Source organism: Porphyrobacter sp. HT-58-2, from assembly GCF_002952215.1.
In the GTDB taxonomy this organism is placed as follows: Bacteria; Pseudomonadota; Alphaproteobacteria; order Sphingomonadales; family Sphingomonadaceae; genus Erythrobacter.
This window is the reverse complement of record NZ_CP022600.1, coordinates 479281-505273: the sequence shown is the minus strand read 5'-3', so window position 1 is coordinate 505273 and position 25993 is coordinate 479281. Positions and strand designations below refer to the sequence as shown.

The following is a 25993-nucleotide window of genomic DNA, read 5'->3' as shown; positions in this document are numbered from 1 at the left end:
CATAATACAGTCTTGCGGAGATGACATGAGCACGATGACCATGACCCTGCCCGATAGCGCGATTGCGCGCCGCGCGATGATCGACAGCCAGCTGCGCACCAGCGGCGTCAATGAAGAATATGTGCTGGCCCGGATGCTGGCCGTGCCGCGCGAGGATTTCCTCCCCGCCGACAAGGCCGCACTCGCCTATATCGACCGTGCCATCACGCTCGGCGATCAGGGCCACCTCGCCGCCCCGCTGTTTTATGGCAAGCTGCTGAGCGAGGCCGCCCCTGCGGCGGATGACCGCGTGCTGGTGATCGACGGCGGCACCGGCTACCTCGCCGCGCTCCTGCGCCCGCTGGTGGCAAGCGTTGAAAGCCTGAGCCCTGCGGAAGCAAAGGCGCTGAAGCCTGTCGCCGAGGGCAACGTTTCGCTGATCGTCATCGATGGCGCGATCGAGGCCTTGCCCGATGGCCTCGCTGCGCAACTGGCCGATGATGGCCGCATCGTCAGCGGCCTCGTGCTGCGGCAGGTCACACGGCTTGCCTCCGGACGCAAGGTTGCCGGACAGGTCAATCTCGTCGCCGTGGAAGATCTCGGCATCCCCGTCCTCCACGCTTTCGACACGCCCCGGGGCTGGTCCTTCGCGTGACGCACTGCTCTGCCTCGCTGCGGCTGGCCGGACAGGCAGGCTTGCTGACGCTCGCCGCGTTGGCAGCCGCGCCCGTTCAGGCCGATAATCTGCGCGAGGCGCTGACGGCGGCCTACACCACCAACCCCACGCTCGAAGCGGCCCGCGCCAACCAGCGCGCGACTGACGAAGGCGTGCCGATCCAGCGCGCGCCGGGCCTCCCGTCGGTCGATGTCACCGCGACCCATATCGAGTTCATCCGCCAATCGGCCAACGCCTTTGCCCCGCCGGAGCGTAACCTCGGGGTGACGACCGCGCTGCTGGTGCCGGTCTATTCGGGCGGCGCGGTGCGCAACGGCATCGCCGCAGCCAAGGACCGGGTCGAGGCCGGGCAGGCCGATCTGCGCAACACCGAAAGCACCATCTTCGCGCAGGTCGTCGCTGCCTATATGGATGTGCTGCGCACTGAAGCGCTGGTGGCGCTGGCGAGCAACAATGTCGCGGTGCTGCGCACCAATCTCGAAGCCACCAGCGACCGCTTCCAGATCGGGGATCTGACCATCACCGATGTCGCCCAGTCGCGCTCGCGCCTCGCCGTGGCGGAAGGCGATCTGCAAACGGCCGAGGCCAACCTGATCGCCGCGCGTGAAACCTATATCCGTCTTGTCGGGCGGGCTCCGGGCGAACTGGCCCCGCCGCCACCGCTGCCCGGCCTGCCGGCCACGGTGGACGAGGCGATTGTCAGCGCGCTGGAGAACAACCCCAACCTTGAAGCTGCCAAGCTGCGCGCCGAGGCTGCCGGTTTCGACACCAAGGTGGCGGGCGCCGGGCGACTGCCCACCGTCGGCCTGTTCGTCAATGGCCAGTACAGCGACTTCTTCGGCACGCTGGTCAGCAACTTCCCCGGCCTCGTCCAGCGCGAAGTCACCGCCAATGCCGGGGTGCGGGTCACGGTTCCCCTGTTCCAGGGCGGCTTGCCTGCCGCCCGTCAGCGTCAGGCCGGAGCGCGCGAAAGCGCCGCACTGGAGGACGTCATCGCCTCCGAACGGCAGATCATCGCCGAAACCCGTTCGACCTGGTCGAACTGGCAAGCGGCCAATGCCGTCATCAAGAGCGCGCAGGCCGCAGTCGAAGCCGCCGAACTCAGCCTTGAAGGCGTGCGCGCGGAAAATTCGATCGGCAATCGCACCATCATCGAAGTGCTCAACGCCGAACAGGAACTGGTGCAGACCCGCGCCCAGCTCGTGACGGCGCGGCGCAACGCCTACGTTGCTGGGTTCAACCTGCTGGCGCTGATGGGCAAGGCCGAAGCGCGCGATCTCAACCTCGAAATCGACGGGGTGCTGTACGATCCCACGGTCAACGCAAGCCGGGTGAGCAGCAAGATGTGGGACTGGGACCGCGATCCCGAACCCGCTGCGAAATCGACCAGAACCGTTGACATTCCCCCCGCCGACGCAATGATCGGCCCGCAACTATTGCCCGGCGAATGACGGCTGTGCCGATTCGGGACGGGGCCGGGGTGTGATAAGGGTCGGATGATGGGCCAGGATAATATTGGTCAGAGTGGGGAAGCTTCGGTCGAGGAGATCCTCGAATCGATCAAGAAAGTGATCGCACGCGACAACCGCGCCGGAGCGCTGGAAGCCCGTCGTCGGCGGACGCTGGTGACCGATGACGAAGACGCGCCGATCGCCCCGATCGCCCGCACCCATCAGGTCCGTGATGCAGAAGAAGTGCTCGATCTGGCCGATATGGAGGTAGCCGAGGAAGCATCGGCGCTCCCGCTTGATGCGGCAGGCGAAACCCCGCTGATCGCCGAAACGGTGCGCGATGCAATGCAGGAAAACCTCGCTGCGCTCGCGATGCTGGCCGAACCGCCTGCCCGCCCGCAGATCGTGCGTTCGGGGGAAACCTCGCTCGAAGGCCTGACCCGCGAGTTGCTCCGTCCGATGCTGGCCGAATGGCTGGAAGCCAACCTGCCCGCGATGGTGGAAAAGCTGGTGCAGGCGGAAATCGCGCGGATCGTCGGCAAGCGGCGCTGAGACTGGCACAAGACGACAAGGCGGGCTAATCCCGCTTCCCATGCGAAACATTCTTGCTTTCGGCGCTGTTGTCGCCGCCGTTCTTTCAGCCACGCCGCTTGCGGCACAGGATGTCCCCGGCGTCACCGCGCCGCCGATGAGTGCCGAGGATCTCGTCACCCTCCCGCGTCTGGGGGCGCCAGCGGTCAATGCGGCGGGGACACTTGCGGTCTTCAGTGTCACGGTCACCGATCCGGCCACCCTCAAGCGCTCACCAACGCATTATGTGATCGACCTCGGGAACCCCGGCGCCGCTCCCATCCCGCTTGCCCTGCCGATCCGGGCGTCGGATCTTGCCTTCGGCAGCGACGACCAGCTCTTTTTCCTCAGCGGCGAACACCCGCAAGGCGAAGGTGTCGAGCCGCGCAGCAGAGTGTGGCGCACCACGCTGGCCAAGGACGGAACGGTGGGCCAGCCACAGCTCGTCGCGGGGTTCCCCCATGCCGATGTCGCGGGGTTCAAACTCGCCCCCAATGGCAGCGCCATCGCACTATGGGGGGAAATTCCGCGCGAATGCCCGACCTTTGGCTGCGCCGACGCGAACCCCAAGCACCTGCCCGGCCCCGGCACTGGTCGGCTCTATGACGCCAAGGATGGCTTCGTGCGTCACTGGGACCGCTGGGCAACGCCGGGTGTGCATAACCGCGTCTTTGTCTTTCCGCTCAAGGATGGGGCGGTGCAGAGCGATGGAGTGCCGGTCGACGGCCGCGATCCTGCCACCGGCATCACCGCCGACACCCCGATCCTTCCCTTTGGCGGAGGTGAGGACATTGCCTTCGCGCCCGATGGATCACGGCTCTATTTCACCGCACGACTCTCGAACGCAGCCGAACCGACCTCGACCAATCTAGACCTCTATGTCTCCGACCTTTCCGGCGCCGCGCCGCGCCTTTTGACGGCAGACAATCAGGCGACCGACACCATGCCTGCCCCATCACCCGATGGCCGTTATCTTGCATGGCTGGCGATGGACCGCCCGACCTACGAGGCCGACCGGCTGTCCGTGCGACTGCTCGATCTGAAGACAGGCAAGGCCCGCAACCTGACGCAGGCGACCGACCTGAGCTTCGGCAGCCTGACATGGAGTGCCGACGGCAAGCGCCTGATCGCCACCGCGCAGAAGGTGCTCGACACGCCAGCCTTCAGCATCGACCCGGCAAGCGGCAAGGTGACCGAACTGAACCTGATGGCCGGGAACGAGGCGCATATTGCCAATCTCGTACCGCTTCCGGGCGGGGGTATGCTGTTCACGCGCGATTCGCTGGGGGCGCCGGCGGAACTGTTCCTGTCGGACGCCGGAGGACAGGCGCGCCCCTTGACCGATGTGGCAACCAGTCGGATGGGCCAGATGGCCAATATCGTCACCCGGCGCTTCAGCTTTGCCGGTGCCAATGGCGATACGGTGTGGGGCCAGATCACCCGGCTTGCCGATCAGCAAGGGCCGATCCCGGCAATCCTCTACATCCACGGCGGCCCGCAGGGGAGCTTCAACGACAGCTGGTCAACCCGCTGGAACCCGCGCGTCACCGCCAGTCAAGGCTATGCCGTGATCTCGATCGATTTCCACGGCAGCACCGGATACGGGCAGGACTTCACCGATGCGATCAACCGTGATTGGGGTGGCAAGCCGCTGGAAGACCTGAAAAAGGGGCTCGACGCCGCGCTGACACTCGACCGGCAGATTGACGGCAGCCGCGCCTGCGCGATGGGGGCGAGTTATGGCGGCTACATGGTCAACTGGATCGCCGGACAATGGGCTGACCGCTTCGCCTGCCTCGTCAATCACAACGGCTTGTTCGACAACCGCGCCTTCGCCCATTCCACGGAAGAATTGTGGTTCCCGCACTGGGATTTCGGCGGCTCCTACGAAGACGCGCGCGAAACCTACGAGAAGTGGAACCCCGCCAACCACGTCGACAAGTGGCAGACCCCGATGCTGGTGGTGCTGGGAGAAAAGGACTTCCGCGTACCCTATACGCAGGGCCTCGGCGCCTTCACCATCCTGCGCCAGCGCGACATCCCGGCGCAATTGCTCGTTTTCCCGGATGAAAAACCACTGGGTACTCGGCGCGAAGAACTCGCTGCAATGGCACAATACCGTGTTTGCGTGGCTGGATCGCTGGCTGAAGCGGGACAAGCCGGAATGAGCCGCAAGGAACTCGAATCCGCGCGCCATTCGCTCAACAAGCATTTCGGCGACCCGGCGCGGGGGACGGCCATCACGCGCCACATCATGCTGTGCGCGCTGTCCGAAAAGCAGAAATGCTGCTCACGCGAGGCGGGGGAGGAGGCCTGGGGCTTTCTCAAGTCGCGGCTGAAGGAACTCGGCCTTGTCGGCCCGTTGCGCAATGAAGAAAGCAAGCGCGGGCCGGGCGGCGGGGTGCAGCGGAGCAAGGCCGATTGCCTGCAAATTTGCGCGGCAGGCCCGGTCGCGGTCGTGTGGCCGGACGGGGTGTGGTACCACTCGTGCAGCCCCGAAGTGCTGGAGCGAGTCATTCAAGAACACCTGATCGGCGGGGTTCCGGTGGAGGAATTTCGACTCCTTCCTGCCTAAGCAGTTCCATTCGCCTCGAGCGGCGACAGGGCTCGAACCCCCCCTCAGTCCTCTTTCGGGCTCCAGAATTCGTCCCGGCTTGGCATCTGATTGTCGACCGATTCGTCGTGGCCGGTGCCGTTGCTGAGGAACACCAGCCCCATCAAGCCCCCACCGAGCAGCATCGTCAGGCTGATACCGAGCGCCACCGCGATGTAGAAATGAACGGAAATCATGCCGTTATAGGCAAACAGCAGACCCATCGCGATCGCGACAGTCAGCACCGTCGCGGCGAGCAGCCATTTCATGATCTGGCGGTAGCGCGCCCAGGCGTGGGCGGCGTTTACAGGATCATCGAGCGGAGACTTGCGAGCCATGCCCCCGCCATGCCGTGCGCGCGGGCGCTTGGCAACGCGCGAAAGCTGCAACGGGGCGTTCAAGGGGTGCAATCCCGGCGCGGCGGGCGGATTCGCCTTTTCGCAGCAAACGTGTCACCTTCCTGATCCCAGAGAGAGGGAGTCGGTCATGAACATCGCCCGAATCATCGAACAGCGCGGCCCTTCGGACATCATCGCCTGCGACGTTTCGACCCCGGTTTCGCAAGTCGTGCAGACGCTCGCGAACCGACGCATCGGGGCGCTGCCAGTGCTGCGCGATGGCCGGGTGGTGGGCATCGTGTCCGAACGCGACGTGATCTACCGCCTTGCCGACAAGGGGCGCGAATGCCTCGATCTGCCAGTGGGCGAGATCATGACCTCACCTGCGATCACGGTCGAACCCGGCACCACCATCGACGAGGCCTTGGGCATGATGACCCGCCGCCGCTTCCGCCACTTTCCGGTGGTCGAGGACGGCGCGCTGGTCGCCTTCATATCGATTGGCGACCTCGTGAAGCACAAGATGGACGAGGTGCAGCACGAGGCCGAGGCGCTGCGCAATTACATTCAGGCGGTCTGACCCTTGAGAGCAGGGCAATTCAGGCCTAAATTGCTGTCATGACTGCCGAGCCCCTGATCCTCACCCCGTCCGCCGCCAAGCGTGTGGCCTTCATCGCCAGCAAGCAATCGCGTCCGGCGATCCTGCGACTTGCGGTCGAAGGCGGGGGATGTTCGGGCTTTCAGTACAAGTTCGACCTTGCCGACGCACCTGAAGCGGACGATTCCATCTCGGAGACGGATGGCGTCAAGCTGGTGGTCGACCCCATGAGCCTCGATCTGATCGCGGGCAGCACGGTCGATTTCGTCGAATCGCTGGGCGGCGCGGCTTTCAAGGTCGAAAACCCCCAGGCCGCCGCCGGTTGCGGTTGCGGGGCCAGCTTCGGGATTTAGGTTAGACGGGCGCTGCGCTTTGCGGCATCAGGGCGCCCATGAAAATCGCCACCTTCAACATCAACGGCATCAAGGCGCGCGGCCCGCGCCTCATCGAATGGCTCGAGGAAACCCGCCCCGCAGCCGCCTGCCTGCAGGAAATCAAGACGCAGGACGAAGGCTTTCCCGCTGCGGACTTCGAGGCGATCGGCTACAGCGCGATCTGGCACGGTCAGAAAAGCTTCAACGGGGTTGCGATCCTCGTTGATACCCGCGCGGGCTACACCCTCACCGAAGTGCAGCGGGGTCTGGGCATCCCCGGCCCGAATGAGGGCGATGACGAACAGGCGCGTTACCTCGAAGCCGACGTGTCGGGCGTGCGCGTCGCCTGCCTCTACCTCCCCAATGGCAACCCACATCCGGGGCCGAAATTCACCTACAAGCTGGCGTGGATGGCGAAGTTGCGCGAGCGCATGGCGCAGATTTGGGCCGAGGAAGTTCCCGCAGTGGTGCTCGGCGATTTCAACGTCATTCCGCATGATGATGACGTGTGGTCAGTGAAAGCGATGCAGGACGATGCGCTGATGCAGCCCGAAAGCCGCGCCGCCTATGCGCGCTTTCTCGCCGATGGCTGGACCGACGCGATCCGCACCCACAATCCGCGCGGCGGGGTGTGGACGTACTGGGACTATCAGGCGGGGGCCTGGCAGCGCGATCATGGCTTCCGGATCGATCACATCCTGCTCTCGCCAGAATGCGCTGACCGGATGGAGGCCTGCGGCGTCGACAAGGCCTATCGCGGACGCGAGAAGGCGAGCGACCATACGCCTGTTTGGGTCAGGCTTTCAGCCTGATCCTCGAGTCACTGTTGCCCTATCGCTTCGCTACTTGAGGGCATTCTTGTCGCCCTACCGCTTCGCTAACTGAGGGCGGGGGGACGGCGCGCAGCGCCGCAAGGGCGACCGCCCGCCCGCAGCCGCTCGCCCGAAGGGCGAAACGCGGCGAGGATGAGCGATCAGCGATAGAAAATATGCGTGTCGATCTGGGCGAGACGCGTCTTGGTGCGGCTCCAGCCGGGCTTCACATAGCGGGCGTGGAAGAACACCGCATCGCCGGCTTCCGATTCCCACATGCCCTGATGCGCGATCCGGGCCACGGCAATGGCGCGTTCCCACGCGGGCGAGCCGGTGCGAACCTGCGGCATCCGGCTGCCGCGCATGAAAGAGAACTGGCCGGGCTGGGCGACAACGCCGCAATAGGAACGCGGGAAGCGCGCGTCTTCTGCGCGGTTGATGATGACCTGCGCCACGGCCAGCTGTCCGGCAAGCGGTTCACCGCGCGCCTCAAAATAGACCGCGCCGGCAAGGCAATGCAACTCGCTGTCGAGCGGGGCGGCGGTGTCGATCATGCCCACCAGCTCGGTGAGCGATCCCGCCTCGGTCAGCACCGGGGCAGCGGGTTCGGCAGGAAGCGGTTGCACCACTTCCTCGGAAACGAAGGCGAGAGGGGTTTCGGGAACGAGCTCGGCAGGCTGTTCGGCCTGAGCGGAAACGGCGAGCTGTCCAGTGGCGGCTTGCGCCAGTGCGGCAGCATCATCGCCGCCGGGAAACAAAGTGGTTGCGAAGGCCACTGCGGCAATCGCGACAATCGTGGTGGTCTTGCGACTCATGAACTCTACAAATTCGGCGGTGAGCGCGCACAGGCGCAGGCGGGAACCTTGTCCAGATCGTTTCAGGATGAGGGGGGTTCGGATAAGCCTGCCGGCCGCTCCCCGTCTGCGTGCTGATCGATACGGCCGAATTGCCGCCCTGCCAGCCTGCGCGAGGAATTGCGCGGGCCGTTAACGCCGGTGCCGTTTACGTCAACGATATTCGTTCAAAGCTGCGACGAAGCGTTCGGGATCCGCGATATCCACCTCAACCAGCCATAAATCGCGGTCCTGCGCGCGGCGGCGGGTCAGATACTCGGAAAATTCCGTAGGATTTTCTTTGTTTTCCCGCTTTGCAGCAACAAATGAACGCGATCCGTCGAGCTGCGGCATCCTTTCGTAAAGCACCGCGCCCGTCCCGCGACACAGGGTTACCAGCAGGATCGTCCCGGCGTCATGTTCGCCCTTTTCCAGCACCGCCGCAAAGCCGCCTTGCGATTGGGCAAGCCGCATGATCGCGCTCGCTTCGAGGTGGGCGGGGAGCCTCCCCTCCACGGCTACAGCCCCGAAACCCCGCCCGCAGCGTAACCCGGCAGGCTGGAAAGCGCGATGCGGCTGCGCATGAAGGTGCCGGTGCCGCGGCCAATTTCCTCACCCTCAGCGTCGACCAGCCGCGCCTCGGCCACAAACACGCGGCGGCGCCCGCTGACCCAGCGTCCTTCCGCTGTGACAGTGCCGGTCCGCACCGGCTTGGTGAAGTGGAGGTTGAAACTGGTGGTCAGCAGGAAACGGTCAGTTGCCAGAGTGTTCGCGGCATAGAAGGCCGCATCATCGAGCATCTTGAAGTAGATCGTGCCGTGCGCCGCGCCTGCCGCGTGATAATCCTCCGGCGTCACCGTGAAGGTCAGCCGCGAACGCCCCTCTCCCGGTATCTGCAACTGCGAGGCGAACTTGGCGTTGACCGGCGCCGAAGCGTAGAGCCGCTCAAGCGCCCGGTAATGCTGATCGGCGCCGCTTGCCGGGGAGAGTTCGTCACTGGCAGGCATGGAACAGGCTTCAGCAGGTCAGGCGGCGTTGCGCAGAAACTGGTTGGTCAGCAGGGCATAGACCGCTTCGGTATCGGGTGCATCAGCGAGCATCTGAAGCATCGTCTCGTCACGGGTCAGGCGCGAAATCGCTGCAAGCGCGTGGAGGTGCGTCGCCCCGGCATTCTCGGGCGAAACAAGCCCGCAAATCAGCGATACCGGGCGGGAATCGGCAGCAGCAAAATCGATCGGCGCTTCCAGCCGGATCAGCGCCAGCACCGGGCGGCGAACCTGCTTCGAACGACAGTGCGGGATAGCAACCCCGCGCCCGAAGCCGGTGCTGCCCAAAGCCTCACGCGCTTCGAGGTTTTCAAGCACCTCACTCGCGTCCAGCCCATAGGCCTCGGCCAGAAGTTCCGCCGTTCGCGTCAGTACCTTGGGTTTGGAGTCGAGGCGGGCGAAAGCAATCGCCTGTGGGGAAAGAGCCAGATTGACGTCCATTATTTCAGCAATCCCGATTGAATGCGCCCTGCGTTGGCGATTTTTCGGCCCGATCCTGCCTGAAAAACTTGATCGGCCCGAGGCGGAGCCCCTCCTGCTGCCGCCGCCTGAGCCTTTCAAACAGCGCCTCGCCGTAACGGCAAGTGCGCTGCTCGGCCCTATTTCGGCTCAACCCATCCGATCGAGCCATCGGCGCGCCTGTAGACCATATTATGCCGCCCCGTGCCAGCATTTTTGAAAAACAGTGCGGTGGTGTTCCTGAGGTCCATCAGCATCACCGCGTCGGCAACGCTGGCGGTGGGGATGTCGACGCGAGTCTCGGCGATCACCAGCGGCGCGTCGGCGACCACCTCTTCTTCCTCGTCTTCCTCGATAGCGAAGATCGTATAGGCGGCCTCTTCCTCGTCACGGGCGTGATCGGCCTGTTCGTGACGGTCGGTCAGGCGGCGCTTGTAACGGCGCAGCTGCTTTTCGATCTTGCCCACGGCATCATCGAAAGCGACGTGGGCATCATGCGCCTGCCCCTGCGCCTTGAGGATCAGCCCCTGCATCACGTGAGTCACGATGTCGCAGCTGAACGCGCCTGCCGGAGCCTTGCCAAAGGTCACGTGGCTGGAAAGCGCGCGGTCGAAATACTTGTCCACGACCGCGCCGAGGCGATCGGTGGCGTGCTCCTGCAGCGCCGCGCCCGTGTCCATCTGGTGGCCGGAAATGCGAATATCCATGAAGTTTAGTCCTCCCGTCAGAGATGAGGATCCCGATTGATTGTTGTTCCGCTGCGTCCCTCAGCGGGTCCAGATCGCGTTGGCGATGCCGGCAATGAAGGCGGTATGGCGTTCCAGCTCCTCCGGGCTGGCAACATGGGGGCGAGGTTCGCGTCGGGGCTTGTCGGCGGAAGGCCGGTGCCAGGGCGCGTTGGCGGCGCTTGATCCGATATTGTCGGATACAGGCGTGTCGCTGGGGACGAGCCCCAGCCCGATCTGCCGTCCGCCGGTCAGCTCGACATAGACCTGCGCCAGCAGTTCGGCATCAAGCAGCGCGCCGTGCTTCACCCGGTGGCTCCGGTCGATCCCGTAACGCGTGCAAAGCGCATCCAGACTGAGCTTCGCGCCGGGGTGCTTCCTGCGCGCGATGGCGACGGTATCGACCATGCGCTCCATGCTGATGGTGGTGAATCCGGCCCGTTCAAGCTCGTGGTTGAGGAACCCGAAATCGAACCCGGCATTATGCGCCACCAGCGGCGCATCACCGAGAAATTCCAGCAAGTCTGCCGCAGTTTCCGCAAAACGCGGCTTGGTCGAGAGGAAGGCGGCAGACAGGCCATGCACCCGTTCAGCTTCGGGCGGCATATCCCGTTCGGGGTTGAAATAGGCGTGAAAAGTGCGGCCCGTTTCCACCCGACCGACCATTTCGATGCAGCCGATTTCCACCATCCGGTCCCCTGTCTTGGGATCGAGTCCGGTGGTTTCGGTGTCGAAAATGACCTCACGCATTTGCGGGACTATCTGCCCAAGTTCGGGGACTTGCAAGGGGTGCTGGCTATCAAATTGCACCAATCAGCGCGGCGACCTGTGCGCGGGTTTCGTCAAGGCTGGTCCCGGTGTCGATGACATGATCGGCGCGGGCGCGCTTTTCCGAGTCGTGGAGTTGCAACCCGTAGATATGCTCGAATTTTTCCACGGTCATGCCCGAACGCGCAAGCACGCGGGCGCGTTGCACCTCCTCGGGCGCGGAGACGACGACGATGGTATCGACGCTCTCATGCCCGCCCCGTTCGAACAGCAACGGGATGTCGAACACCACCGCGCGCTTGTCGGCGTGCTGTTCGAGAAAGGCGGCGCGTTTTGCCGCCACGGCGGGGTGGACGATGGCCTCGAGCCGGGCGAGCGCGGCCTTGTCGGCAAACACCTGATGGCCGAGCCGGTCGCGGTCGACGCCTTCGGGGCCGGTCGATCCGGGGAAGGCAGCCTCGATCGCGGGGAGCAGTTTGCCCCCTGGCCCCTGCATGGCGCGGACCTCGGCATCGGCGTCAAACACAGGGATTCCCGCATCGGCAAACATCTGTGCGACAGTCGATTTGCCCATGCCGATGGAGCCGGTGAGGCCGATGATCTTTGGCTTGGTCATGATGTCAGGATCGCCCGCAGCTCGGCGTCATACTCGCGCGGGGCGGGCTGGCCGAAGAATTTTGCGAAAGCGACCGCCGCCTGCCCGATCAGCATCGACAGCCCGTCGATTGTGCGCAGGCCCTTGGCGCGCGCACCTTGCAGGAAGGGCGTATCGAGCGGGGCGGTGACGATATCATAGGCAATGGCACCGGGCGGCGCATGACTCCAGTCGAAGGGCGGGGGGCTGGCCTGTCATGCCAAGGCTGGAGGCGTTGATCACCAGATCGAGGCACCCCTCGCGATCATCGAAGGCAAAATCGGTCGGGTCGGCGAAATGGGAAAGTGGGGCGGTATAGTGCTCACCCTTCGGCGCCAGTTCGTCGAGCAAGGCGCGTGCCTTGCCCTCGTCTCGCCCGGCGACGACCAGCGTGAAGCCTTCACTCGCCAGTGCGATGATGATCGCCCGTGCCGCCCCGCCGGTGCCGATGATGCGCGCCATGCGGAAATGATGTGCCTGTTTCAGCTCGGCCCTGAGCGGCTCCAGGAACCCGCTTGCATCAGTGTTGGTGCCGCTTAGCTCGCCTTTGCTCCCCCTTAGCACCGTGTTTACCGCACCAATTTCACCGGCAGGCGGATCGATCCGGTCGATCAGCGGCATCACAGCCTGCTTGTGCGGCATGGTGACGTTGCAGCCACGCCAGAGCGGGTCGGCACGGCGGGCGGCGAGGTAATCGGCGAGGTCTTCGGCCCGAACATGGCAGGCCCGGTACTCCGCCTCGATCCCCAACTTGGCGAGCCAGAAATTGTGGATTACCGGGGACTTGGACTGGGCGATGGGGTCGCCGATCACTTCAGCAAAGGGTTTCGTCATGCGATCAAAACCCCTTCCTCGCGCAGAGCGCCGAGCAGGGGCAGCAGCGGCATGCCGAGCACGGTGAACTGGTCGCCCTCGATGGCCGAGAACAGCTGCACCCCCGGCCCCTCAATCCGGAAGGCGCCGACGGTGTGGCCGATAGCGGGCCATTCAAGGTTGAGATAATATTCGATAAATTCGTCCGAAAGATCCCGCAGGTGCAGGCGGGCGATACTGGCATGGCTCCATTCGCACCCTGTGTCCTTCACCAGCGCCGCGGCGGAGTGGAGCTCCATCACCTGCCCCGAGAAGAACCGCAGATGCTCGCCCGCTTCCTCCCGGCTGCGCGGCTTGTCGAAGCGGCGGCCATTGCACACCACCAGCGAATCCGATCCCAGCACCAGCGCGCCCGGATTGAGAGCCGCGACCGCTGCCGCCTTGGCCACGGCCAGCGCCTCGGCCACCTCGGCAGGGGCAGCGCCTTCCAGCCCGGTCTCCACCTCACGTTCGTCAATGTCGGCAGGGATCGACTCATAGGCCACGCCCGCCGCATCGAGCATTGCCCGGCGCGACGCGGATTTACTGGCGAGAATCAGGGATTTGCTCATATCGGCTTGTCGACCCCATCAACGCTTGTCGGGCGCCGGTCGCGCTCCTGAGCGAGGCGGATTATCGCCGCCGCGGTTTCCTCGATCGAGCGACGCGTGACATCGATCACCGGCCAGCCATTATCGCCGAACATCCGCCGCGCAAATTGCAGTTCCGCTTTCACGCGATCATTGTCGACATAGGCGGTTTCAGTCGCTTCATTCAGCGATAGCAAGCGGTTGCGCCTGATCTGCACCAGCCGTTCGGGCGAAGTTGTCAGACCCACTACCAGCGGATGCCGGAGGCCGAACAGGGCCTTGGGCGGGGGGCTTTCGACCACCAGCGGAATATTGGCGACCTTGAACCCGCGATTGGCAAGGTAGATCGACGTCGGCGTCTTGGACGAGCGCGAAACGCCCACCAGCACGATGTCGGCCTCCTCCCATTCTTCATGCCCGAGGCCATCATCGTGGGCGATGGTGTATTGAATCGCATCGACGCGCTTGAAATAGCTTTCGTCCATCATGTGCTGGCGGCCAGGGCGACCATGCGCCTCTTGCCCGAGCTGTGCCTCGAAAGCGGCGGTGACCTGATCGAGCACCGGGACGGCAGGCAGACCAAGATGGCGGCAATGCTCCTCCAGCCGCTTGCGGGTCTCCGGGTTCACCAGCGTGTAAAGCACCAGACCCGGATGCGCGGCGAGATCTGGCACGATCCGGTCAAGATGCTGCAAGGACCGCACCATCGGCCAGAAATGACGGTTCACGCTGGGGTTGTCGAACTGCGCCAGCGCCGCCTTGGCGATCATTTCCAGCGTCTCGCCGGTCGAATCCGATACAAGGTGCAGGTTGAGTCGGTTCATCGCCCCGTTCATCGCCGGATGCCTGTGGATAGAGCGCCGCATAAACCACGGGAGAGCAAGCCTCACAAGCTGGTGAGCGATTTTGCCACCCGCTCATCTGCTTTTCACCGGGGTATTTGCCCACACAGGACAAGTTTTGTCGACAGGCTGGGAATAGTGGGGATAAAGCTGGCTTGACGTCCAATCCGTGCGGATTCGGTGGGGGCTTGAATCATGGCGGCCAGCTGGGGGTAATCGGGCAAGTCCCGGTAATTCCCGCTATCCACAGGGCCAACAGACTCCATCAATCCTTTTAAAAACTGATTTGTTTTGATCTAAGGAACCCTATGCCCGGTCCGCTTCTCGATACGCTCAAAGGTGTCCGCCAGCCCGTCCCGCCCGTGTGGCTGATGCGACAGGCAGGACGCTATCTCCCGGAATATCGTGAGCTGCGGGCCGAAAAAGGCGGGTTCCTCGAACTGGTCTATGACAGTGAGGCTGCAGCAGAAATCACAGTCCAGCCGCTGCGGCGTTTCGGGTTCGACGGGGCGATCCTGTTCTCCGACATCCTGATCGTGCCGCACGCGATGGGGCAGGGACTGACCTTCCAGGCAGGGGAAGGCCCGCATCTTGCGCCGACCCTGCTCGAAGTAGAGCTCGACAGCTTCACCCCGGCTTTCGAGCGGTTCGAGCCGGTGTACGAAACCGTGCGTCTCACCCGCCAGCAGATCGGCCCCAAGGTAACGATGCTGGGCTTTGCGGGAAGCCCCTGGACGGTCGCGACCTACATGATCGCGGGCGAGGGTTCCAAGGATCAGGGCCCGGCGCGGTTGCTCGCCTATCGCGATCCGGCGCGGCTTCAGGCGATTATCGACGCGATTGTCGATGTCTCGGTCACCTACCTGCGCGGTCAGATCGATGCCGGTGCCGAGGCGGTGCAGCTTTTCGACAGCTGGGCGGGGAGCCTTGCGCCTGACCAGTTCGAAAAATGGGTTGTTGCTCCCAATGCCGCCATCACCGCGAAGCTGAAAGAGTCCCACCCCGATACCCCGGTGATCGGTTTCCCCAAGGGCGCAGGAGCCAAACTGCCGGCCTATGCCCGCGAAACCGGCGTCGACGCGGTCGGCCTTGACGAGACGCTTGATCCGGTCTGGGCGCACCAGAGCCTGCCTTCGGGCATGCCGGTGCAGGGCAATTTCGATCCGCTGTTGCTCGAAGCAGGCGGCCCGGCGCTGGCGGCGCGGGTCAAGACCATCATCGCTGCGTTCGAGGATCGCCCGCATGTCTTCAACCTTGGCCACGGGATCGGGCAATTCACGCCGATTGCGCATGTCGAGGAACTTCTGGCGGCGCTGAGGGGCTAAGGGAATGCAGGAACTGCTCTCCTCAATCTACCTGTTCCTGAAGTCGGGGCACGTGATCTTCATGGTGTTCTGGCTCGCAGGATTGTTCATGCTGCCGCGTCAGTGCATCTACATGCTCGATCACGAACCGGGCTCAGCGGGGGAGGCCAAATGGGCGACCCGGATGGGCAAGCTGCGGGCGATCATTCTGACGCCGAGCCTCATCATCGTCTGGGTCTTGGGACTGACCATGGCATGGTCGGGCGGCTGGTTTTCGGACGGCTGGCTGCATGCCAAGCTGACCCTCGTGCTCGGGCTGACAGGCTATCACGGCTGGCTGGTGGGCCAGACGAAGAAGATGGCCCGCGGGGCGCGTCCGCTCACTGAAAAGCAGCTGCGGATGGTCGGCGAAGTTCCCGGCCTTGTGCTCGTTCTTGTGGTTGTGCTGGTCTATCTCAAACCCTTCTGAGAGCGCGCCAGGCCCTGTCCTGCCCCCTTTCAGACCGTCTTCAATCGCCGATTGACCTTGCCTTCGCGCAGTCCTATTTCGGCAACACCTATCCGGGTATCAGAGCGCCAGTCCGCTCTGCACAAGGTCTGCTTTCCCCAAGCCCAGCCCTGCCAAAAGGGCGCCGCCGTTTCACTGCGGTACTGACCGTCCGGCCACTCTAAGACTTTCGGAATAAACAAGAAATGCATCTTAAGGACCTCAAGCGAAAGACCCCGGCCGAACTGGTCGCGATGGCTGAAGAGCTGGGCGTTGAAGGCGCCTCGACCATGCGCCGACAGGACCTGCTGTTCAGCATTCTGCGCGAACTGGCCGAGGACGAGGAATACGAAGAAAAGATCATGGGCATCGGCACCATCGAGGTGCTGCAGGATGGCTTCGGCTTCCTGCGCAGCCCCGAGGCCAATTATCTGGCCGGGCCGGACGATATCTATGTCTCGCCCAATCAGGTCAGGAAGTGGGGCCTGCGCACGGGTGACACCGTCGAGGGCGAAATCCGCGCCCCGCGCGATGGGGAGCGCTATTTTGCGCTGACCAGCCTTGCCAAGGTCAATTTCGACGATCCCGACGCGGTTCGCCTGCGCACCAATTTCGACAACCTGACGCCGCTTTATCCTGAGCAGAAGCTCAACCTCGACACGCTTGATCCGACGGTCAAGGACAAGAGCGCGCGGGTGATCGACATCATCGCCCCGCAGGGCAAGGGTCAGCGCGCCCTGATCGTCGCCCCGCCGCGGACCGGCAAGACGGTGCTGCTCCAGAACATCGCCAAGGCGATCACCGACAATCACCCGGAAGTGTTCCTGATCGTCCTCCTGGTTGACGAACGGCCTGAGGAAGTCACCGATATGCAGCGTTCCGTGAAGGGTGAGGTGATTTCCTCGACCTTCGACGAGCCTGCCAACCGCCACGTGCAAGTCGCTGAAATGGTGATCGAAAAGGCCAAGCGTCTGGTCGAGCACAAGCATGACGTGGTGATCCTGCTCGACTCGATCACGCGTCTCGGCCGTGCCTACAACACTGTGGTTCCGTCTTCGGGCAAGGTGCTGACCGGCGGTGTCGACGCCAATGCGCTCCAGCGGCCCAAGCGGTTCTTCGGCGCGGCGCGCAATATCGAGGAGGGCGGCTCTCTGTCCATCATCGCCACCGCGCTGATCGACACCGGCAGCCGTATGGACGAAGTCATCTTCGAAGAGTTCAAGGGGACCGGTAACTCGGAAATCGTGCTCGATCGCAAGGTTTCCGACAAGCGCATTTTCCCGGCGCTCGATGTCGGCAAGTCCGGCACCCGCAAGGAAGAACTGCTCGTTGCAAAGGACAATCTCAGCAAGATGTGGGTGCTTCGTCGCATCCTGATGCAGATGGGCACCGTAGATGCGATGGAATTCCTGCTCGACAAGATGAAGGACTCCAAGACCAACGAAGACTTCTTCGCTACGATGAATCAGTAGTTGCCGCCGGGGGGCGGCCGCGAGGGACGGGAAAGACAGGTCGGACCAGTGCTAAGCCAGTATCTCTACATCAGCACCGCGCCGACCTTGCCGCGCGAGGAAGTCGACGCGATCCTTGCCGCCAGTGCGCGCAACAATCCGGCACGGGGTATCACCGGGCTCTTGCTGTTCAATGGCCGCAATTTTCTCCAGCTGCTTGAAGGCGAGCAGGGGGAAGTCGCTGCCTTGATGGACACGATCACAGCGGACCCGCGCCACAGCGGTGTTTCGGTACTCGATAAGCGCGGAATTCTTGAGCGCACCTGTCCCGACTGGGCGATGAAGCGGGTGATGATCGCCGAGAGCATCGACAGCCGTCGCGAGATGCTGGAGCGAGACCTTCCACAAGGCCTTGACCCTGAAGTCCGCAAGATGATCGTCAACTTCGCTGTGCTGAACTAGGCCTTGGCCGCGCCCAGCTGCGCCGCCATCATCTCCCAGACCTTGTTGATCGCTTTCAGCGGCCGAACCATAACCTTGAAATCGCTTATCTTTCCGTCATCGTTGAAGCGAATGATATCGACTCCGTTGACCGTGATCCCGTCCATCTCGGTGACGAATTCAAGCATCATCTCGTCCCCGTCCACAAGTTCCCGGACATAGTGGAAGCTGTCGTTCCCCAGCGTATGGCTGGCAGCGACGAGATAGGCCATCACGATGGGCTTCCCCACCTGCGGGGTGTGCACGACGGGCGAATGGAAGACTGCATCATCGGCCAGCAGTTCCGACAGCAAGGCGGGATCGCTCCCGCTTTCCATATAGGTGTGCCAGCGGGCGAGGTTAGCGGCGCTCACACCAGATGCTCCGCGAAGAAAGCAGCTGTGCGACTGTCGGCGAGGTTGGCAGCATCCTCAACCCGCCGCTTGCCATGTTCGGTCGCGAAGCCGTGGTCGAGGCCTTCGTAATCGTACAGGGTCACGCGCGGATGATCGCCAAGACCCGCATGGATCGCCGCCTGTGTTTCACGTGAAACAAATCCATCCTCTGTCGGGATATGGAGCATCAGCGGGTTGGCGATAGCGTGCTTCTCACCCAGCAACCCGTCGATCCCGACCCCGTAATAGCCCACACTCGCGTCGATATCGGTGCGCGCCGCGGTCATGAATGCGAGCCGCCCACCGAGGCAGTAACCGACGCAGCCGACCTTGGCGACGCCGAGCGTCTGGCGGATGTGATGGATCGTTGCTTCGATGTCGCGGACGCCGGTGTCCTGATCGAACTTGCCCATCAGATCGAGGGCGGTCTGGAATTCGCTTTCGACATCAGGATCCAGCGACGTTTCCGGTTGCAGCCGCCAGAACAGATCCGGCGCAATGGCCAGCCAGCCTTCCGCAGCGAGCTTGTCGCATTTCTGGCGGATGCCGGGGTTTACCCCGAAAATCTCCTGGATGACGATAATCGCACCGCGCGGGCTGCCCTCCGGCCTCGCGACATAGGCACCGAAACTGGCGTTGCCTTCAAGGGTGGGGATGGTTTCGTTGAGGCTCATGGTGTCTCTCCCGTGGTTCGCAGCTTTGCCTCCGTCCTATCTCTTGCCTTGCTTCGCTGCCAAGCCCAAATGGGGGAGCAGACAGGAGAACACGTCCATGAAGATCACCATCGAGGTCGATTGCACCCCTGAAGAGGCTCGCAGCTTTCTCGGGCTGCCCGATGTGAGCGCGGCGAATAATGTCTATGTCGAGAACATCACCAAGGCGATGCAGGGTGTGTCCAGCCCGGATCAGTTGCAGCAATATGCGGCCGCGCTTGCGCCGATGGGGCAAATGGGGCTGAAGCTGTTCCAGAACTTTGTAGAGAGCGGGATGAAGGCTGCGTCGGGATCCAAGTCTTCCGATTGATTCTGTGACCAACGGGCCGACCATCTTCGCGCTTTCCAGCGGCGCGCCGCCAGCTGGGGTGGGGGTGATCCGCGTGTCCGGCTCGCGGGCGAGTGCGGCGTTGCGGGCGCTGGCCGGACGCGTCCCGCAACCGCGCCGCGCGTCACTGGCAAGATTGCGGGGTGCTGACGGGGCGCTGCTGGATGAGGCGCTGGTGCTGTGGTTCCCCGGCCCGAACACCGCGACTGGTGAGGATCTGGCCGAATTTCACTGCCACGGTGGGCGCGCGGTGATCGCGGCGGTGGAGGCGGCGCTGGCGGGGCTCCCCGATACCCGCTCTGCCGAACCGGGCGAGTTCACCCGCCGCGCCTTTGCCAATGGCCGCATCGATCTGGCCGAAGCGGAGGGCCTGGGCGATCTGCTTTGCGCCGAGACGGAATTGCAACGCGCTGCCGCGCTCGCCAATGCCGGGGGCGCCTTGTCACGGCAGGTTGAGGGTTGGCGTGAGCGGGTGCTGGGCCTTTCCGCGGAGGTCGAAGGCGTGCTCGATTTCTCGGACGAGGAAGACTCCGCCGATCTTCCCGAATGTTTCACGTGGAACATTGCCGCGCTGGCGGGAGAGTTGCGGGAATGGCTTGCTCGACCGCGTTCGGAACGCTTGGGGGAGGGCTTCCGCGTTGTGCTCGCCGGGCCACCCAATGCCGGCAAATCAACCCTGTTCAATGCGCTGGTCGAAAGCGAGGCGGCGATCACTTCGCCGATCGCTGGGACCACCCGTGACGTGATTGAGCGCGCGGTTGCCATCGGCGGAGTGCCGTTCACTTTCGTCGATACGGCGGGCCTGAGGGAGACGGCGCAGGCGGATGAAATCGAGGCCATCGGGATCGATCGGGCCAAGGACGAACTCGTACGGGCCGATGTGGTGCTGTGGCTGGGGCCTGAAGGGGGTGGGCCGGACCGCGCTTGGGAGATTGCCCCGCAGGCCGACCGCGAGGATTTTGCTCCGAAGGCCTCCGCCCGCTTTGCCCTGTCGGCAAGGACGGGCGAGGGGGTTGCTGCGTTGAAGACGGCGCTGGTCGAAGCCGCACGCGATGCGCTCCCCAAGCCGGGGGAAGCAGCGCTCAACGCCCGCCAGCACGCGCGGCTGACCGAGGCCGCCGAGGCACTTGAAGCGGCGCGCACACTCTCAGACCCACTGTTGGTAGCGGAAGAACTGCGCCGCGCGCGTCTTGCCTTTGACCGGCTGATCGGACGCGCGACGACCGAGGACATGCTCGACACCCTGTTTGGCCGCTTCTGCATCGGAAAGTGAAGCTGCGCGGGGCAAAATGTTTCACGTGAAACATTTTGGGCGGAGCGATCGGCTCGCCCAACCAAATCCGCTTTGACGATCCCCGCACCAAGCCCTATTTGCGCCCCATGCATTCCTTCGATGTCCTTGTCATCGGCGGCGGTCACGCCGGGGTGGAGGCTGCCTGCGCGGCGGCCCGGATGGGTGCGCGCACCGCGCTGGTGAGCTTCGACCTCGATGCCATCGGTTCGATGAGTTGCAATCCTGCCATCGGGGGACTTGGCAAGGGCCATCTGGTGCGCGAGGTCGATGCTCTCGATGGCGTTCTCGGCCGTGCCGCTGACGCTGGTGCAATTCACTACCGCATGCTCAACCGCTCGAAGGGCAGCGCCGTCTGGGGCCCGCGGGTGCAGGCCGACCGCGTGCGGTTCAAGGCGGCGGTGCAGGCCATGGTGCGGGCGCAGGCCAGCCTCACGCTGGTGCAGGGTGAGGCTGCGGCACTTCGGCTTGAAGCTGGGTGTGTCACCGGGCTTGAGTTGGCCGACGGCACAATGTTTCACGTGAAACATATCGTCCTGTGCACTGGCACCTTCCTCGGCGGCGTATTGTTCCGCGGCGAGGAGCGTTTCGAGGGCGGACGCATCGGTGAGAATGCGGCCAAGCGCCTCGCTGCTCAGTTGCGTGGGGCTGACCTGCCGATGGCCCGGCTCAAGACTGGCACACCCCCGCGACTGGACGGTCGGACGATCAACTGGGCGGTTCTGGAGGAACAGCCTTCGGACGGTGAGGCCTGGACCATGTCGCCGCTCACGCCCGCCCGCATTAACCCGCAGGTGTTCTGCGCCATCACCCGCACCACACAGGCGGGCCATGATGCGATCCGCGCCAACCTTCACCGCTCGCCGCTGTTCTCTGGCGCGATTGCGGCGGCGGGACCGCGTTATTGTCCGTCGATCGAAGACAAGATTCACCGCTTTGGCGACCGGGAGGGGCATCAGGTGTTCCTCGAACCAGAAGGGCTGACTACCCATCTGGTCTATCCCAATGGCATCAGCACCTCGCTGCCGGTGGATGTGCAGGAGCAGGTGGTCCGAACCATGCCGGGGTGCGAGCGGGTGGAGATCGTGCAGCCGGGCTATGCGGTTGAGTATGATCACATCGATCCGCGCGCCCTGACGCCGGATTTGCAGGTCCGCGCGATCCCCGGCCTTTATTGTGCGGGCCAGATCAACGGGACCACCGGTTACGAGGAGGCCGCTGCACAGGGCCTTGTTGCCGGGCTGGAGGCCGCCGCTGCGGCGCTTGGCAAGCAGGCTCCGCCGCTCGACCGTGCCAATAGTTACATCGCTGTGATGGTTGACGATTTGACGCTCCAAGGCGTTTCGGAGCCTTACCGCATGCTTACTGCCCGCGCTGAATATCGCCTGCGTCTGCGCGCCAACAACGCTGCAACCCGCCTGACGGGGCTGGGTATCGATGCTGGGTGCATCGGCGAGGAACGTCGCCGCTGGTGGGAACGTCGTGAAGAAGTGCGCGAAATGTTTCACGTGAAACATTCCGAGAAGGTCCATGCCCGCGAACTCGCCGATCTCGGTCTGCCGGTGCGGCGCGATCACGGAGAGAAGCCGCTCGCGGACTGGCTGCGCTACGATGGTGTGACGCCTGAGGCGCTCGCGCCCTGGTTAGGCGAGGTGACTGCGCTCGACCCACTGCTTGCCGAGGAAATGGCCGAGGATGCCGCCTATGCGCCTTACCTCGCACGGCAGGATGCCGAGTTGCGCGATCTTCGCGCGAGCGAGGCGCTGCCGCTGCCGGTGGACTTTCCCTACGCGGACGTGCCGGGGCTATCGAACGAAATGGTCGAGCGCCTGACCAAGGCCGCGCCGGGGACCCTCGCCGCAGCGGGACGGGTACCGGGGGTGACGCCGGCTGCGCTCTCGGCACTGCTGGTCCATGCTCGTCGTCGGCAGGCAGCATGATCGTCACCGAAGAACAGGCCCGCGCCTACGTCGCCGGTCTCACCGACAAAGAAGGCATGGCGCGCCTGGAGCGCTTCGCTGCGCTGGTGCTGGCGGAGAACCAGCGCCAGAACCTCATCGCCAAAGCCACCGAGCCGCATATCTGGCAGCGACACATTGCCGATTCGGCACAGCTCGTCGATGTTTCACGTGGTAGCGAAGCTCTGGTGAAGGCAGAAACATTGGGGCCGAATGCGCAGGGGCCGTGGCTCGATCTGGGGAGCGGTCCGGGGTTTCCGGGGTTGGTGATCGCTGCGCTGTGTCCGAATATGCCCGTGGTGCTGGTGGAGTCCCGCGCGCGGCGGGTGGAATTCCTCGAATCCGCTATTGCCGCGCTGGATCTGAAGAAATGCCGTGTCGAAGGCCAGCGCCTCGAACGGGTCGCGCCGTTCCCGGCCCGCGCCATTTCGGCACGTGCCTTTGCTCCGCTCGACAAACTCCTCGCTTTGTCCGCACCCTTCTCCACAAGGCAGACCGCCTATGTATTGCCCAAGGGACGCTCGGCGGCGCAGGAATTGGAGAGCTTGAAGCCTTCGATTCGGACAATGTTTCACGTGAAACATTCCTTGACCGATCCCGACGCGGGAATCATTGTGAAGGCCTGACACGCGATCATTGTGCGGATTCATCCTGAATCGGCGCGCGGGAAGGACGGGAGCACCATGCTGACCATCGCGATTGCCAACCAGAAGGGTGGGGTGGGCAAGACCACCACAGCAATCAACATCGCGACCGCGATGGCTGCAACCGGATGGCGGACATTGCTGATTGATCTCGATCCGCAGGGCAATGCCTCCACCGGCCTTGGTGTTCACGCTGCTGCGCGCGAAGTTTCGAGCTATGATCTGCTGGTCGATGAAGTTGCGCTCGACAGCGCAATCGTGTCGACGGCGATCCCTCGGCTCGATATCGTCCCCGCGACAGTCGATCTGTCGGGTGCAGAGGTGGAACTGGTTGCGGTGGAGGGGCGAACGCACCGCCTGGACAAGGCGTTGGCGAAGCACACCGGGCACGACATCTGCTTCATCGACTGCCCGCCCTCGCTTGGCCTGCTGACGCTCAATGCCTTGTGCGCAGCCGATACCCTGCTGGTGCCGCTGCAATGCGAGTTCTTTGCGCTGGAAGGGTTGTCCCAGCTGCTCCAGACGGTCGATCAGGTGCAGCAGCGCTTCAATCCCGATCTTGGTATTATCGGCGTGGCGCTGACCATGTTTGACCGACGGAATCGGTTGACCGATCAGGTGTCCGACGATGTGCGCGACTGCCTCGGCTCATTGGTGTTCGACACGGTGATCCCTCGCAATGTGCGCCTCTCCGAAGCGCCGAGCCATGGGCTTCCGGCGTTGATCTACGACCAGCATTGCACCGGCAGCCGCGCCTATATGTCGCTGGCGCGTGAGCTGATCGGCCGATTTCCCGCAGAAAGACAGGCTGCATGACCGAGAACAGTTTACAAGGCACTGATATTGCGATGAATTCACGCGGCGATGACAAGCCGCGTCGGCTTGGTCGGGGTCTGGGTGCGTTGTTGGGGGAGACACGGCGCGAAGAGCCGCTGGTGCGCCGTGATGATATTCCAGCCGAGGCGCCGGCTTCGGGAGGGTCGCCTCTGCGGATGTTGGCGCTCGCTTCAATCAAGCCGCTGCCAGGCAACCCCCGCAAGCACTTCGACGAAACGGCGCTGGCCGAACTGGCAGCCTCGATTGCCACGCGCGGGGTGATTCAGCCCATCATCGTTCGCCCTCACCCCGAAATGCAGGGATATCAGCTGGTTGCGGGTGAGCGGCGGTGGCGCGCGGCGCAGAAGGCGCGGCTCCATGAGATCCCGGCGCTGGTGCGCGATCTGTCTGATCGAGAGGTGATGGCGCTGGCGCTGATCGAGAACCTTCAGCGCGAAGACCTGAACCCGGTCGAGGAAGCACGCGCCTATCATCGCCTCTCGGAAGAAGAGGGCATGATCCAGGTCGACATCGCCAAGATGGTCGAGAAATCGCGCAGCCATGTCGCGAACATGATGCGACTGATGGCGCTACCGGGCCGCGTGCTCGATCTGGTCGAGCAAGGCAAGCTCAGCACCGGCCATGTCCGTGCGCTGATCGGGCGGGACGACGCGGTGGAGCTGGCGGAAATCGCCGTTTCCGAAGGCCTTTCCGTGCGTGATGTCGAAACGCTCACGCGCAAGCAGGGCCGCAAGGAAAGTGCGGCTGCCGTGGGTGAAAATCAGGGTTCAGCAGGTGAGAATGCGGATATTCTCGCGGTGCAGCAACATCTTGAGGAATTTCTCGGCCTGAGCGTCAGGATCAAGCCTGAAGGCGATCCACGCAAGGGTACCGTGACGATCCGCTACACGACGCTCGATCAGCTTGATCTGCTCTGCCAGCGGCTTACTGGCGGCGAGTTCTGATCATCCTCACCCGTCACGCCTTTACAGCATAAGCCCCGCAGGGTCGCCTGAACCTGCGGGGCTGTCTGTCTGCCCCCTGGACAAGGGGCCAAAGCTGGACCGATCAGCGGGTCTTGATCATCTTCGGTGAGGGGCGCGGCGCAGGAATGATCCGCTGTGCCGGGACACCTTCGAAACGCTCGGTCTCGCGCACCACGACCTGCTGCTGCACCTCGGTGCGCACCGGCACCAGCACCATTTGCGGCGGCGGGGCGTAGGTATAGCCATAGGAGTAGGCCGGATAGGCGTAGCTCTGAGTATAGGCGGGATAGGCGATCTCGCGGCTGGCGATCCGGGCGCCGGGCGCGCCATAGGCCGAAAGGTAGCTGTCGAGCGCGGCTTCGCAATCGTAGAGGTTCTTCTTGCGGTCGCCATCGAACAGGCTGCCGATCAACCCGCCCAGCAACCCGCCGCCGCCAACACCGAGCACGGTGCCGAGCAGACGGTCGCCTGCGCCGGCGATCTCATATCCGGCAAATCCGCCCCCAATCGCGCCCAGCAACCCACCGATGATCTTGCCGGTGTTGCTGCGGTTCTGCCCGCGCGTGCGGCGACGGCATTCGTCGATCCATTGCTGGCGTTCGAACACCGCCGGGGCATAGCCCATCGGCATTGTGTGGATCGGGGCGTAGTTCGGGGCATAACCCGGCGCATAGCTCTGATGCGCAACGGCCGGGGTAGCGGGAAGCGGCTGCGGTGCTTCGATCCGGCGGGTGCGGGTAATGGTCTCGACTCCGTTGACCATGGTCACGGTTTCATCGGCAACCACCCGCGTTGGCGCGCTGCGCATATCGGCAGGGAGTGTGCGCAGCTCAGCTTCGTTCATCGGCGTAAGCGGCGGCAGATCGGCGTAATTCTGCGCCTGCACCGTTACCGGAAGCGCCAGCGCCAGCGCGGCGAGCGGAAGTGATGGAAACAGCTTGGACATGGGCAAACCCCCCTGAATCAGCCAGAGTTGGCTGATGGTTAGCCAATCCTTACC

30 protein-coding genes and 2 pseudogenes are annotated in these 25993 nt (G+C 63.8%); 18 read left to right on the top strand and 14 right to left on the bottom strand.

Annotated elements, in window-relative coordinates; all coding sequences use genetic code 11:
- Positions 1–25 precede the first annotated feature (25 nt).
- From CHX26_RS02495 to CHX26_RS02475, 5 genes and pseudogenes are all read left to right on the top strand, one after another.
- Positions 26–634, top strand: coding sequence for a protein-L-isoaspartate O-methyltransferase family protein (locus CHX26_RS02495; protein ID WP_104941007.1), 609 nt, complete (start codon positions 26–28; stop codon positions 632–634).
- Positions 631–2106, top strand: a complete 1476-nt coding sequence (locus CHX26_RS02490) for a TolC family outer membrane protein (protein WP_104941006.1) — start codon at positions 631–633, stop codon at positions 2104–2106. Before CHX26_RS02495 ends, CHX26_RS02490 begins: the two co-directional genes overlap by 4 nt.
- Positions 2107–2154: 48 nt before the next feature.
- Positions 2155–2658 carry a DUF2497 domain-containing protein gene (locus CHX26_RS02485; RefSeq protein ID WP_172449872.1) on the top strand — a complete coding sequence of 168 codons (504 nt, stop codon included), beginning with the start codon at positions 2155–2157 and terminating at the stop codon, positions 2656–2658.
- A gap of 40 nt (positions 2659–2698) precedes the next feature.
- A pseudogene (locus tag CHX26_RS02480) lies at positions 2699–4690 on the top strand (dipeptidyl-peptidase 5); the annotation flags it as partial.
- 150 nt (positions 4691–4840) lie between these two features.
- Positions 4841–5251 (top strand): (2Fe-2S) ferredoxin domain-containing protein, encoded by a 411-nt coding sequence (locus tag CHX26_RS02475; protein ID WP_104941005.1) that lies wholly within the window; start codon positions 4841–4843, stop codon positions 5249–5251.
- Positions 5252–5295: 44 nt separating this feature from the next.
- On the opposite strand, the gene CHX26_RS02470 is transcribed toward CHX26_RS02475, so the two are convergent.
- Entirely contained in the window at positions 5296–5607 is a 312-nt protein-coding gene (locus CHX26_RS02470; RefSeq protein ID WP_104943204.1) for a hypothetical protein, read from the bottom strand.
- Between the two features lie 148 nt (positions 5608–5755).
- Between CHX26_RS02470 and CHX26_RS02465 the strand changes: the two genes are divergently transcribed.
- From CHX26_RS02465 to xth, 3 genes are read left to right on the top strand one after another with little or no spacing between them, the layout of a single operon-like run.
- The gene (locus CHX26_RS02465) at positions 5756–6187 is read left to right on the top strand and encodes a CBS domain-containing protein (RefSeq protein ID WP_104941004.1); all 432 of its coding nucleotides are present in this window, start codon (positions 5756–5758) and stop codon (positions 6185–6187) included.
- 38 nt (positions 6188–6225) lie between these two features.
- Positions 6226–6558, top strand: a complete 333-nt coding sequence (locus tag CHX26_RS02460) for a HesB/IscA family protein (RefSeq protein ID WP_104941003.1) — start codon at positions 6226–6228, stop codon at positions 6556–6558.
- A 38-nt stretch (positions 6559–6596) separates the two neighbouring features.
- Positions 6597–7391, top strand: a complete 795-nt coding sequence (gene xth / locus CHX26_RS02455) for an exodeoxyribonuclease III (RefSeq protein ID WP_104941002.1) — start codon at positions 6597–6599, stop codon at positions 7389–7391.
- Between the two features lie 161 nt (positions 7392–7552).
- On the opposite strand, the gene CHX26_RS02450 is transcribed toward xth, so the two are convergent.
- The 10 genes and pseudogenes from CHX26_RS02450 to CHX26_RS02405 form a co-directional block, all read right to left on the bottom strand.
- Entirely contained in the window at positions 7553–8206 is a 654-nt protein-coding gene (locus tag CHX26_RS02450) for a cell wall hydrolase (protein WP_104941001.1), read from the bottom strand.
- A gap of 192 nt (positions 8207–8398) precedes the next feature.
- A complete protein-coding gene (locus CHX26_RS02445) occupies positions 8399–8740 on the bottom strand; it encodes a DUF1491 family protein (RefSeq protein ID WP_104941000.1) in 342 nt (113 codons plus the stop codon).
- Between the two features lie 2 nt (positions 8741–8742).
- Entirely contained in the window at positions 8743–9231 is a 489-nt protein-coding gene (locus tag CHX26_RS02440; protein WP_104940999.1) for a PaaI family thioesterase, read from the bottom strand.
- Between the two features lie 18 nt (positions 9232–9249).
- On the bottom strand, positions 9250–9711 hold the full coding sequence (locus CHX26_RS02435; RefSeq protein WP_104940998.1) for a PTS sugar transporter subunit IIA: 462 nt from the start codon (positions 9709–9711) through the stop codon (positions 9250–9252).
- 158 nt (positions 9712–9869) lie between these two features.
- Entirely contained in the window at positions 9870–10436 is a 567-nt protein-coding gene (hpf, locus tag CHX26_RS02430) for a ribosome hibernation-promoting factor, HPF/YfiA family (protein WP_104940997.1), read from the bottom strand.
- A gap of 60 nt (positions 10437–10496) precedes the next feature.
- Positions 10497–11204: a DNA polymerase III subunit epsilon gene (gene dnaQ, locus CHX26_RS02425; protein WP_104940996.1), complete on the bottom strand. Its 708-nt coding sequence runs from the start codon at positions 11202–11204 to the stop codon at positions 10497–10499.
- A 49-nt stretch (positions 11205–11253) separates the two neighbouring features.
- A complete protein-coding gene (gene coaE, locus CHX26_RS02420; protein ID WP_104940995.1) occupies positions 11254–11838 on the bottom strand; it encodes a dephospho-CoA kinase in 585 nt (194 codons plus the stop codon).
- A pseudogene (aroE, locus tag CHX26_RS02415) lies at positions 11835–12690 on the bottom strand (shikimate dehydrogenase). Before aroE ends, coaE begins: the two are co-directional and overlap by 4 nt.
- On the bottom strand, positions 12687–13280 hold the full coding sequence (locus CHX26_RS02410) for a Maf family nucleotide pyrophosphatase (RefSeq protein WP_104940994.1): 594 nt from the start codon (positions 13278–13280) through the stop codon (positions 12687–12689). Before CHX26_RS02410 ends, aroE begins: the two are co-directional and overlap by 4 nt.
- On the bottom strand, positions 13277–14122 hold the full coding sequence (locus CHX26_RS02405; RefSeq protein WP_104943203.1) for a pyruvate, water dikinase regulatory protein: 846 nt from the start codon (positions 14120–14122) through the stop codon (positions 13277–13279). The genes CHX26_RS02410 and CHX26_RS02405 overlap by 4 nt, the downstream gene beginning before the upstream one ends.
- A gap of 326 nt (positions 14123–14448) precedes the next feature.
- Between CHX26_RS02405 and hemE the strand changes: the two genes are divergently transcribed.
- The 4 genes from hemE (at position 14449) to CHX26_RS02385 (ending at position 17844) form a co-directional block, all read left to right on the top strand.
- Positions 14449–15465, top strand: a complete 1017-nt coding sequence (gene hemE, locus CHX26_RS02400; protein WP_104940993.1) for a uroporphyrinogen decarboxylase — start codon at positions 14449–14451, stop codon at positions 15463–15465.
- 4 nt (positions 15466–15469) lie between these two features.
- Entirely contained in the window at positions 15470–15913 is a 444-nt protein-coding gene (locus tag CHX26_RS02395; protein WP_104940992.1) for a CopD family protein, read from the top strand.
- Between the two features lie 224 nt (positions 15914–16137).
- Entirely contained in the window at positions 16138–17403 is a 1266-nt protein-coding gene (rho, locus tag CHX26_RS02390) for a transcription termination factor Rho (RefSeq protein WP_104940991.1), read from the top strand.
- Positions 17404–17451: 48 nt separating this feature from the next.
- Complete coding sequence (locus tag CHX26_RS02385) at positions 17452–17844, top strand: BLUF domain-containing protein (RefSeq protein ID WP_172449655.1); 393 nt, start codon at positions 17452–17454, stop codon at positions 17842–17844.
- Here the strand turns inward: CHX26_RS02385 and CHX26_RS02380 are convergent.
- Both CHX26_RS02380 and CHX26_RS02375 read right to left on the bottom strand, forming a co-directional pair.
- Entirely contained in the window at positions 17841–18200 is a 360-nt protein-coding gene (locus CHX26_RS02380) for a nuclear transport factor 2 family protein (protein ID WP_104943202.1), read from the bottom strand. The two genes, CHX26_RS02385 and CHX26_RS02380, sit on opposite strands and share 4 nt — an antisense overlap.
- Positions 18201–18232: 32 nt before the next feature.
- Positions 18233–18931: a dienelactone hydrolase family protein gene (locus CHX26_RS02375; protein ID WP_104940989.1), complete on the bottom strand. Its 699-nt coding sequence runs from the start codon at positions 18929–18931 to the stop codon at positions 18233–18235.
- A 97-nt stretch (positions 18932–19028) separates the two neighbouring features.
- Between CHX26_RS02375 and CHX26_RS02370 the strand changes: the two genes are divergently transcribed.
- The 6 genes from CHX26_RS02370 (at position 19029) to CHX26_RS02345 (ending at position 24972) form a co-directional block, all read left to right on the top strand.
- Complete coding sequence (locus CHX26_RS02370; protein WP_172449654.1) at positions 19029–19280, top strand: DUF6489 family protein; 252 nt, start codon at positions 19029–19031, stop codon at positions 19278–19280.
- A gap of 4 nt (positions 19281–19284) precedes the next feature.
- Positions 19285–20571 carry a tRNA uridine-5-carboxymethylaminomethyl(34) synthesis GTPase MnmE gene (gene mnmE / locus CHX26_RS02365; protein ID WP_104940988.1) on the top strand — a complete coding sequence of 429 codons (1287 nt, stop codon included), beginning with the start codon at positions 19285–19287 and terminating at the stop codon, positions 20569–20571.
- 107 nt (positions 20572–20678) lie between these two features.
- The gene (gene mnmG / locus CHX26_RS02360) at positions 20679–22529 is read left to right on the top strand and encodes a tRNA uridine-5-carboxymethylaminomethyl(34) synthesis enzyme MnmG (RefSeq protein WP_104943200.1); all 1851 of its coding nucleotides are present in this window, start codon (positions 20679–20681) and stop codon (positions 22527–22529) included.
- The gene (gene rsmG / locus CHX26_RS02355) at positions 22526–23173 is read left to right on the top strand and encodes a 16S rRNA (guanine(527)-N(7))-methyltransferase RsmG (RefSeq protein WP_104940987.1); all 648 of its coding nucleotides are present in this window, start codon (positions 22526–22528) and stop codon (positions 23171–23173) included. Before mnmG ends, rsmG begins: the two co-directional genes overlap by 4 nt.
- 57 nt (positions 23174–23230) lie before the next feature.
- On the top strand, positions 23231–24007 hold the full coding sequence (locus CHX26_RS02350; RefSeq protein ID WP_104943199.1) for a ParA family protein: 777 nt from the start codon (positions 23231–23233) through the stop codon (positions 24005–24007).
- A gap of 32 nt (positions 24008–24039) precedes the next feature.
- Positions 24040–24972 carry a ParB/RepB/Spo0J family partition protein gene (locus tag CHX26_RS02345; RefSeq protein WP_233997242.1) on the top strand — a complete coding sequence of 311 codons (933 nt, stop codon included), beginning with the start codon at positions 24040–24042 and terminating at the stop codon, positions 24970–24972.
- Between the two features lie 103 nt (positions 24973–25075).
- On the opposite strand, the gene CHX26_RS02340 is transcribed toward CHX26_RS02345, so the two are convergent.
- Positions 25076–25939, bottom strand: coding sequence for a hypothetical protein (locus CHX26_RS02340; RefSeq protein WP_104940985.1), 864 nt, complete (start codon positions 25937–25939; stop codon positions 25076–25078).
- Positions 25940–25993 lie beyond the last annotated feature (54 nt).

Bases quoted from the DNA above. Each gene is read 5' to 3' on its own strand.
- coaE (WP_104940995.1), bottom strand. From the start codon at position 11,838: ATGACCAAGCCAAAGATCATCGGCCTCACCGGCTCCATCGGCATGGGC.
- CHX26_RS02440 (WP_104940999.1), bottom strand. From the start codon at position 9,231: ATGCCTGCCAGTGACGAACTCTCCCCGGCAAGCGGCGCCGATCAGCAT.
- CHX26_RS02350 (WP_104943199.1), top strand. From the start codon at position 23,231: ATGCTGACCATCGCGATTGCCAACCAGAAGGGTGGGGTGGGCAAGACC.
- CHX26_RS02340 (WP_104940985.1), bottom strand. From the start codon at position 25,939: ATGTCCAAGCTGTTTCCATCACTTCCGCTCGCCGCGCTGGCGCTGGCG.
- rsmG (WP_104940987.1), top strand. From the start codon at position 22,526: ATGATCGTCACCGAAGAACAGGCCCGCGCCTACGTCGCCGGTCTCACC.
- CHX26_RS02395 (WP_104940992.1), top strand. From the start codon at position 15,470: ATGCAGGAACTGCTCTCCTCAATCTACCTGTTCCTGAAGTCGGGGCAC.
- CHX26_RS02380 (WP_104943202.1), bottom strand. From the start codon at position 18,200: ATGGAAAGCGGGAGCGATCCCGCCTTGCTGTCGGAACTGCTGGCCGAT.
- dnaQ (WP_104940996.1), bottom strand. From the start codon at position 11,204: ATGCGTGAGGTCATTTTCGACACCGAAACCACCGGACTCGATCCCAAG.
- CHX26_RS02470 (WP_104943204.1), bottom strand. From the start codon at position 5,607: ATGGCTCGCAAGTCTCCGCTCGATGATCCTGTAAACGCCGCCCACGCC.
- CHX26_RS02485 (WP_172449872.1), top strand. From the start codon at position 2,155: ATGGGCCAGGATAATATTGGTCAGAGTGGGGAAGCTTCGGTCGAGGAG.
- CHX26_RS02495 (WP_104941007.1), top strand. From the start codon at position 26: ATGAGCACGATGACCATGACCCTGCCCGATAGCGCGATTGCGCGCCGC.
- CHX26_RS02410 (WP_104940994.1), bottom strand. From the start codon at position 13,280: ATGAGCAAATCCCTGATTCTCGCCAGTAAATCCGCGTCGCGCCGGGCA.
- CHX26_RS02475 (WP_104941005.1), top strand. From the start codon at position 4,841: ATGAGCCGCAAGGAACTCGAATCCGCGCGCCATTCGCTCAACAAGCAT.
- CHX26_RS02370 (WP_172449654.1), top strand. From the start codon at position 19,029: ATGAAGATCACCATCGAGGTCGATTGCACCCCTGAAGAGGCTCGCAGC.
- CHX26_RS02460 (WP_104941003.1), top strand. From the start codon at position 6,226: ATGACTGCCGAGCCCCTGATCCTCACCCCGTCCGCCGCCAAGCGTGTG.
- CHX26_RS02435 (WP_104940998.1), bottom strand. From the start codon at position 9,711: ATGGACGTCAATCTGGCTCTTTCCCCACAGGCGATTGCTTTCGCCCGC.
- mnmG (WP_104943200.1), top strand. From the start codon at position 20,679: ATGCATTCCTTCGATGTCCTTGTCATCGGCGGCGGTCACGCCGGGGTG.
- hemE (WP_104940993.1), top strand. From the start codon at position 14,449: ATGCCCGGTCCGCTTCTCGATACGCTCAAAGGTGTCCGCCAGCCCGTC.
- CHX26_RS02345 (WP_233997242.1), top strand. From the start codon at position 24,040: ATGAATTCACGCGGCGATGACAAGCCGCGTCGGCTTGGTCGGGGTCTG.
- CHX26_RS02450 (WP_104941001.1), bottom strand. From the start codon at position 8,206: ATGAGTCGCAAGACCACCACGATTGTCGCGATTGCCGCAGTGGCCTTC.
- hpf (WP_104940997.1), bottom strand. From the start codon at position 10,436: ATGGATATTCGCATTTCCGGCCACCAGATGGACACGGGCGCGGCGCTG.
- CHX26_RS02465 (WP_104941004.1), top strand. From the start codon at position 5,756: ATGAACATCGCCCGAATCATCGAACAGCGCGGCCCTTCGGACATCATC.
- CHX26_RS02405 (WP_104943203.1), bottom strand. From the start codon at position 14,122: ATGAACCGACTCAACCTGCACCTTGTATCGGATTCGACCGGCGAGACG.
- rho (WP_104940991.1), top strand. From the start codon at position 16,138: ATGCATCTTAAGGACCTCAAGCGAAAGACCCCGGCCGAACTGGTCGCG.
- xth (WP_104941002.1), top strand. From the start codon at position 6,597: ATGAAAATCGCCACCTTCAACATCAACGGCATCAAGGCGCGCGGCCCG.
- CHX26_RS02375 (WP_104940989.1), bottom strand. From the start codon at position 18,931: ATGAGCCTCAACGAAACCATCCCCACCCTTGAAGGCAACGCCAGTTTC.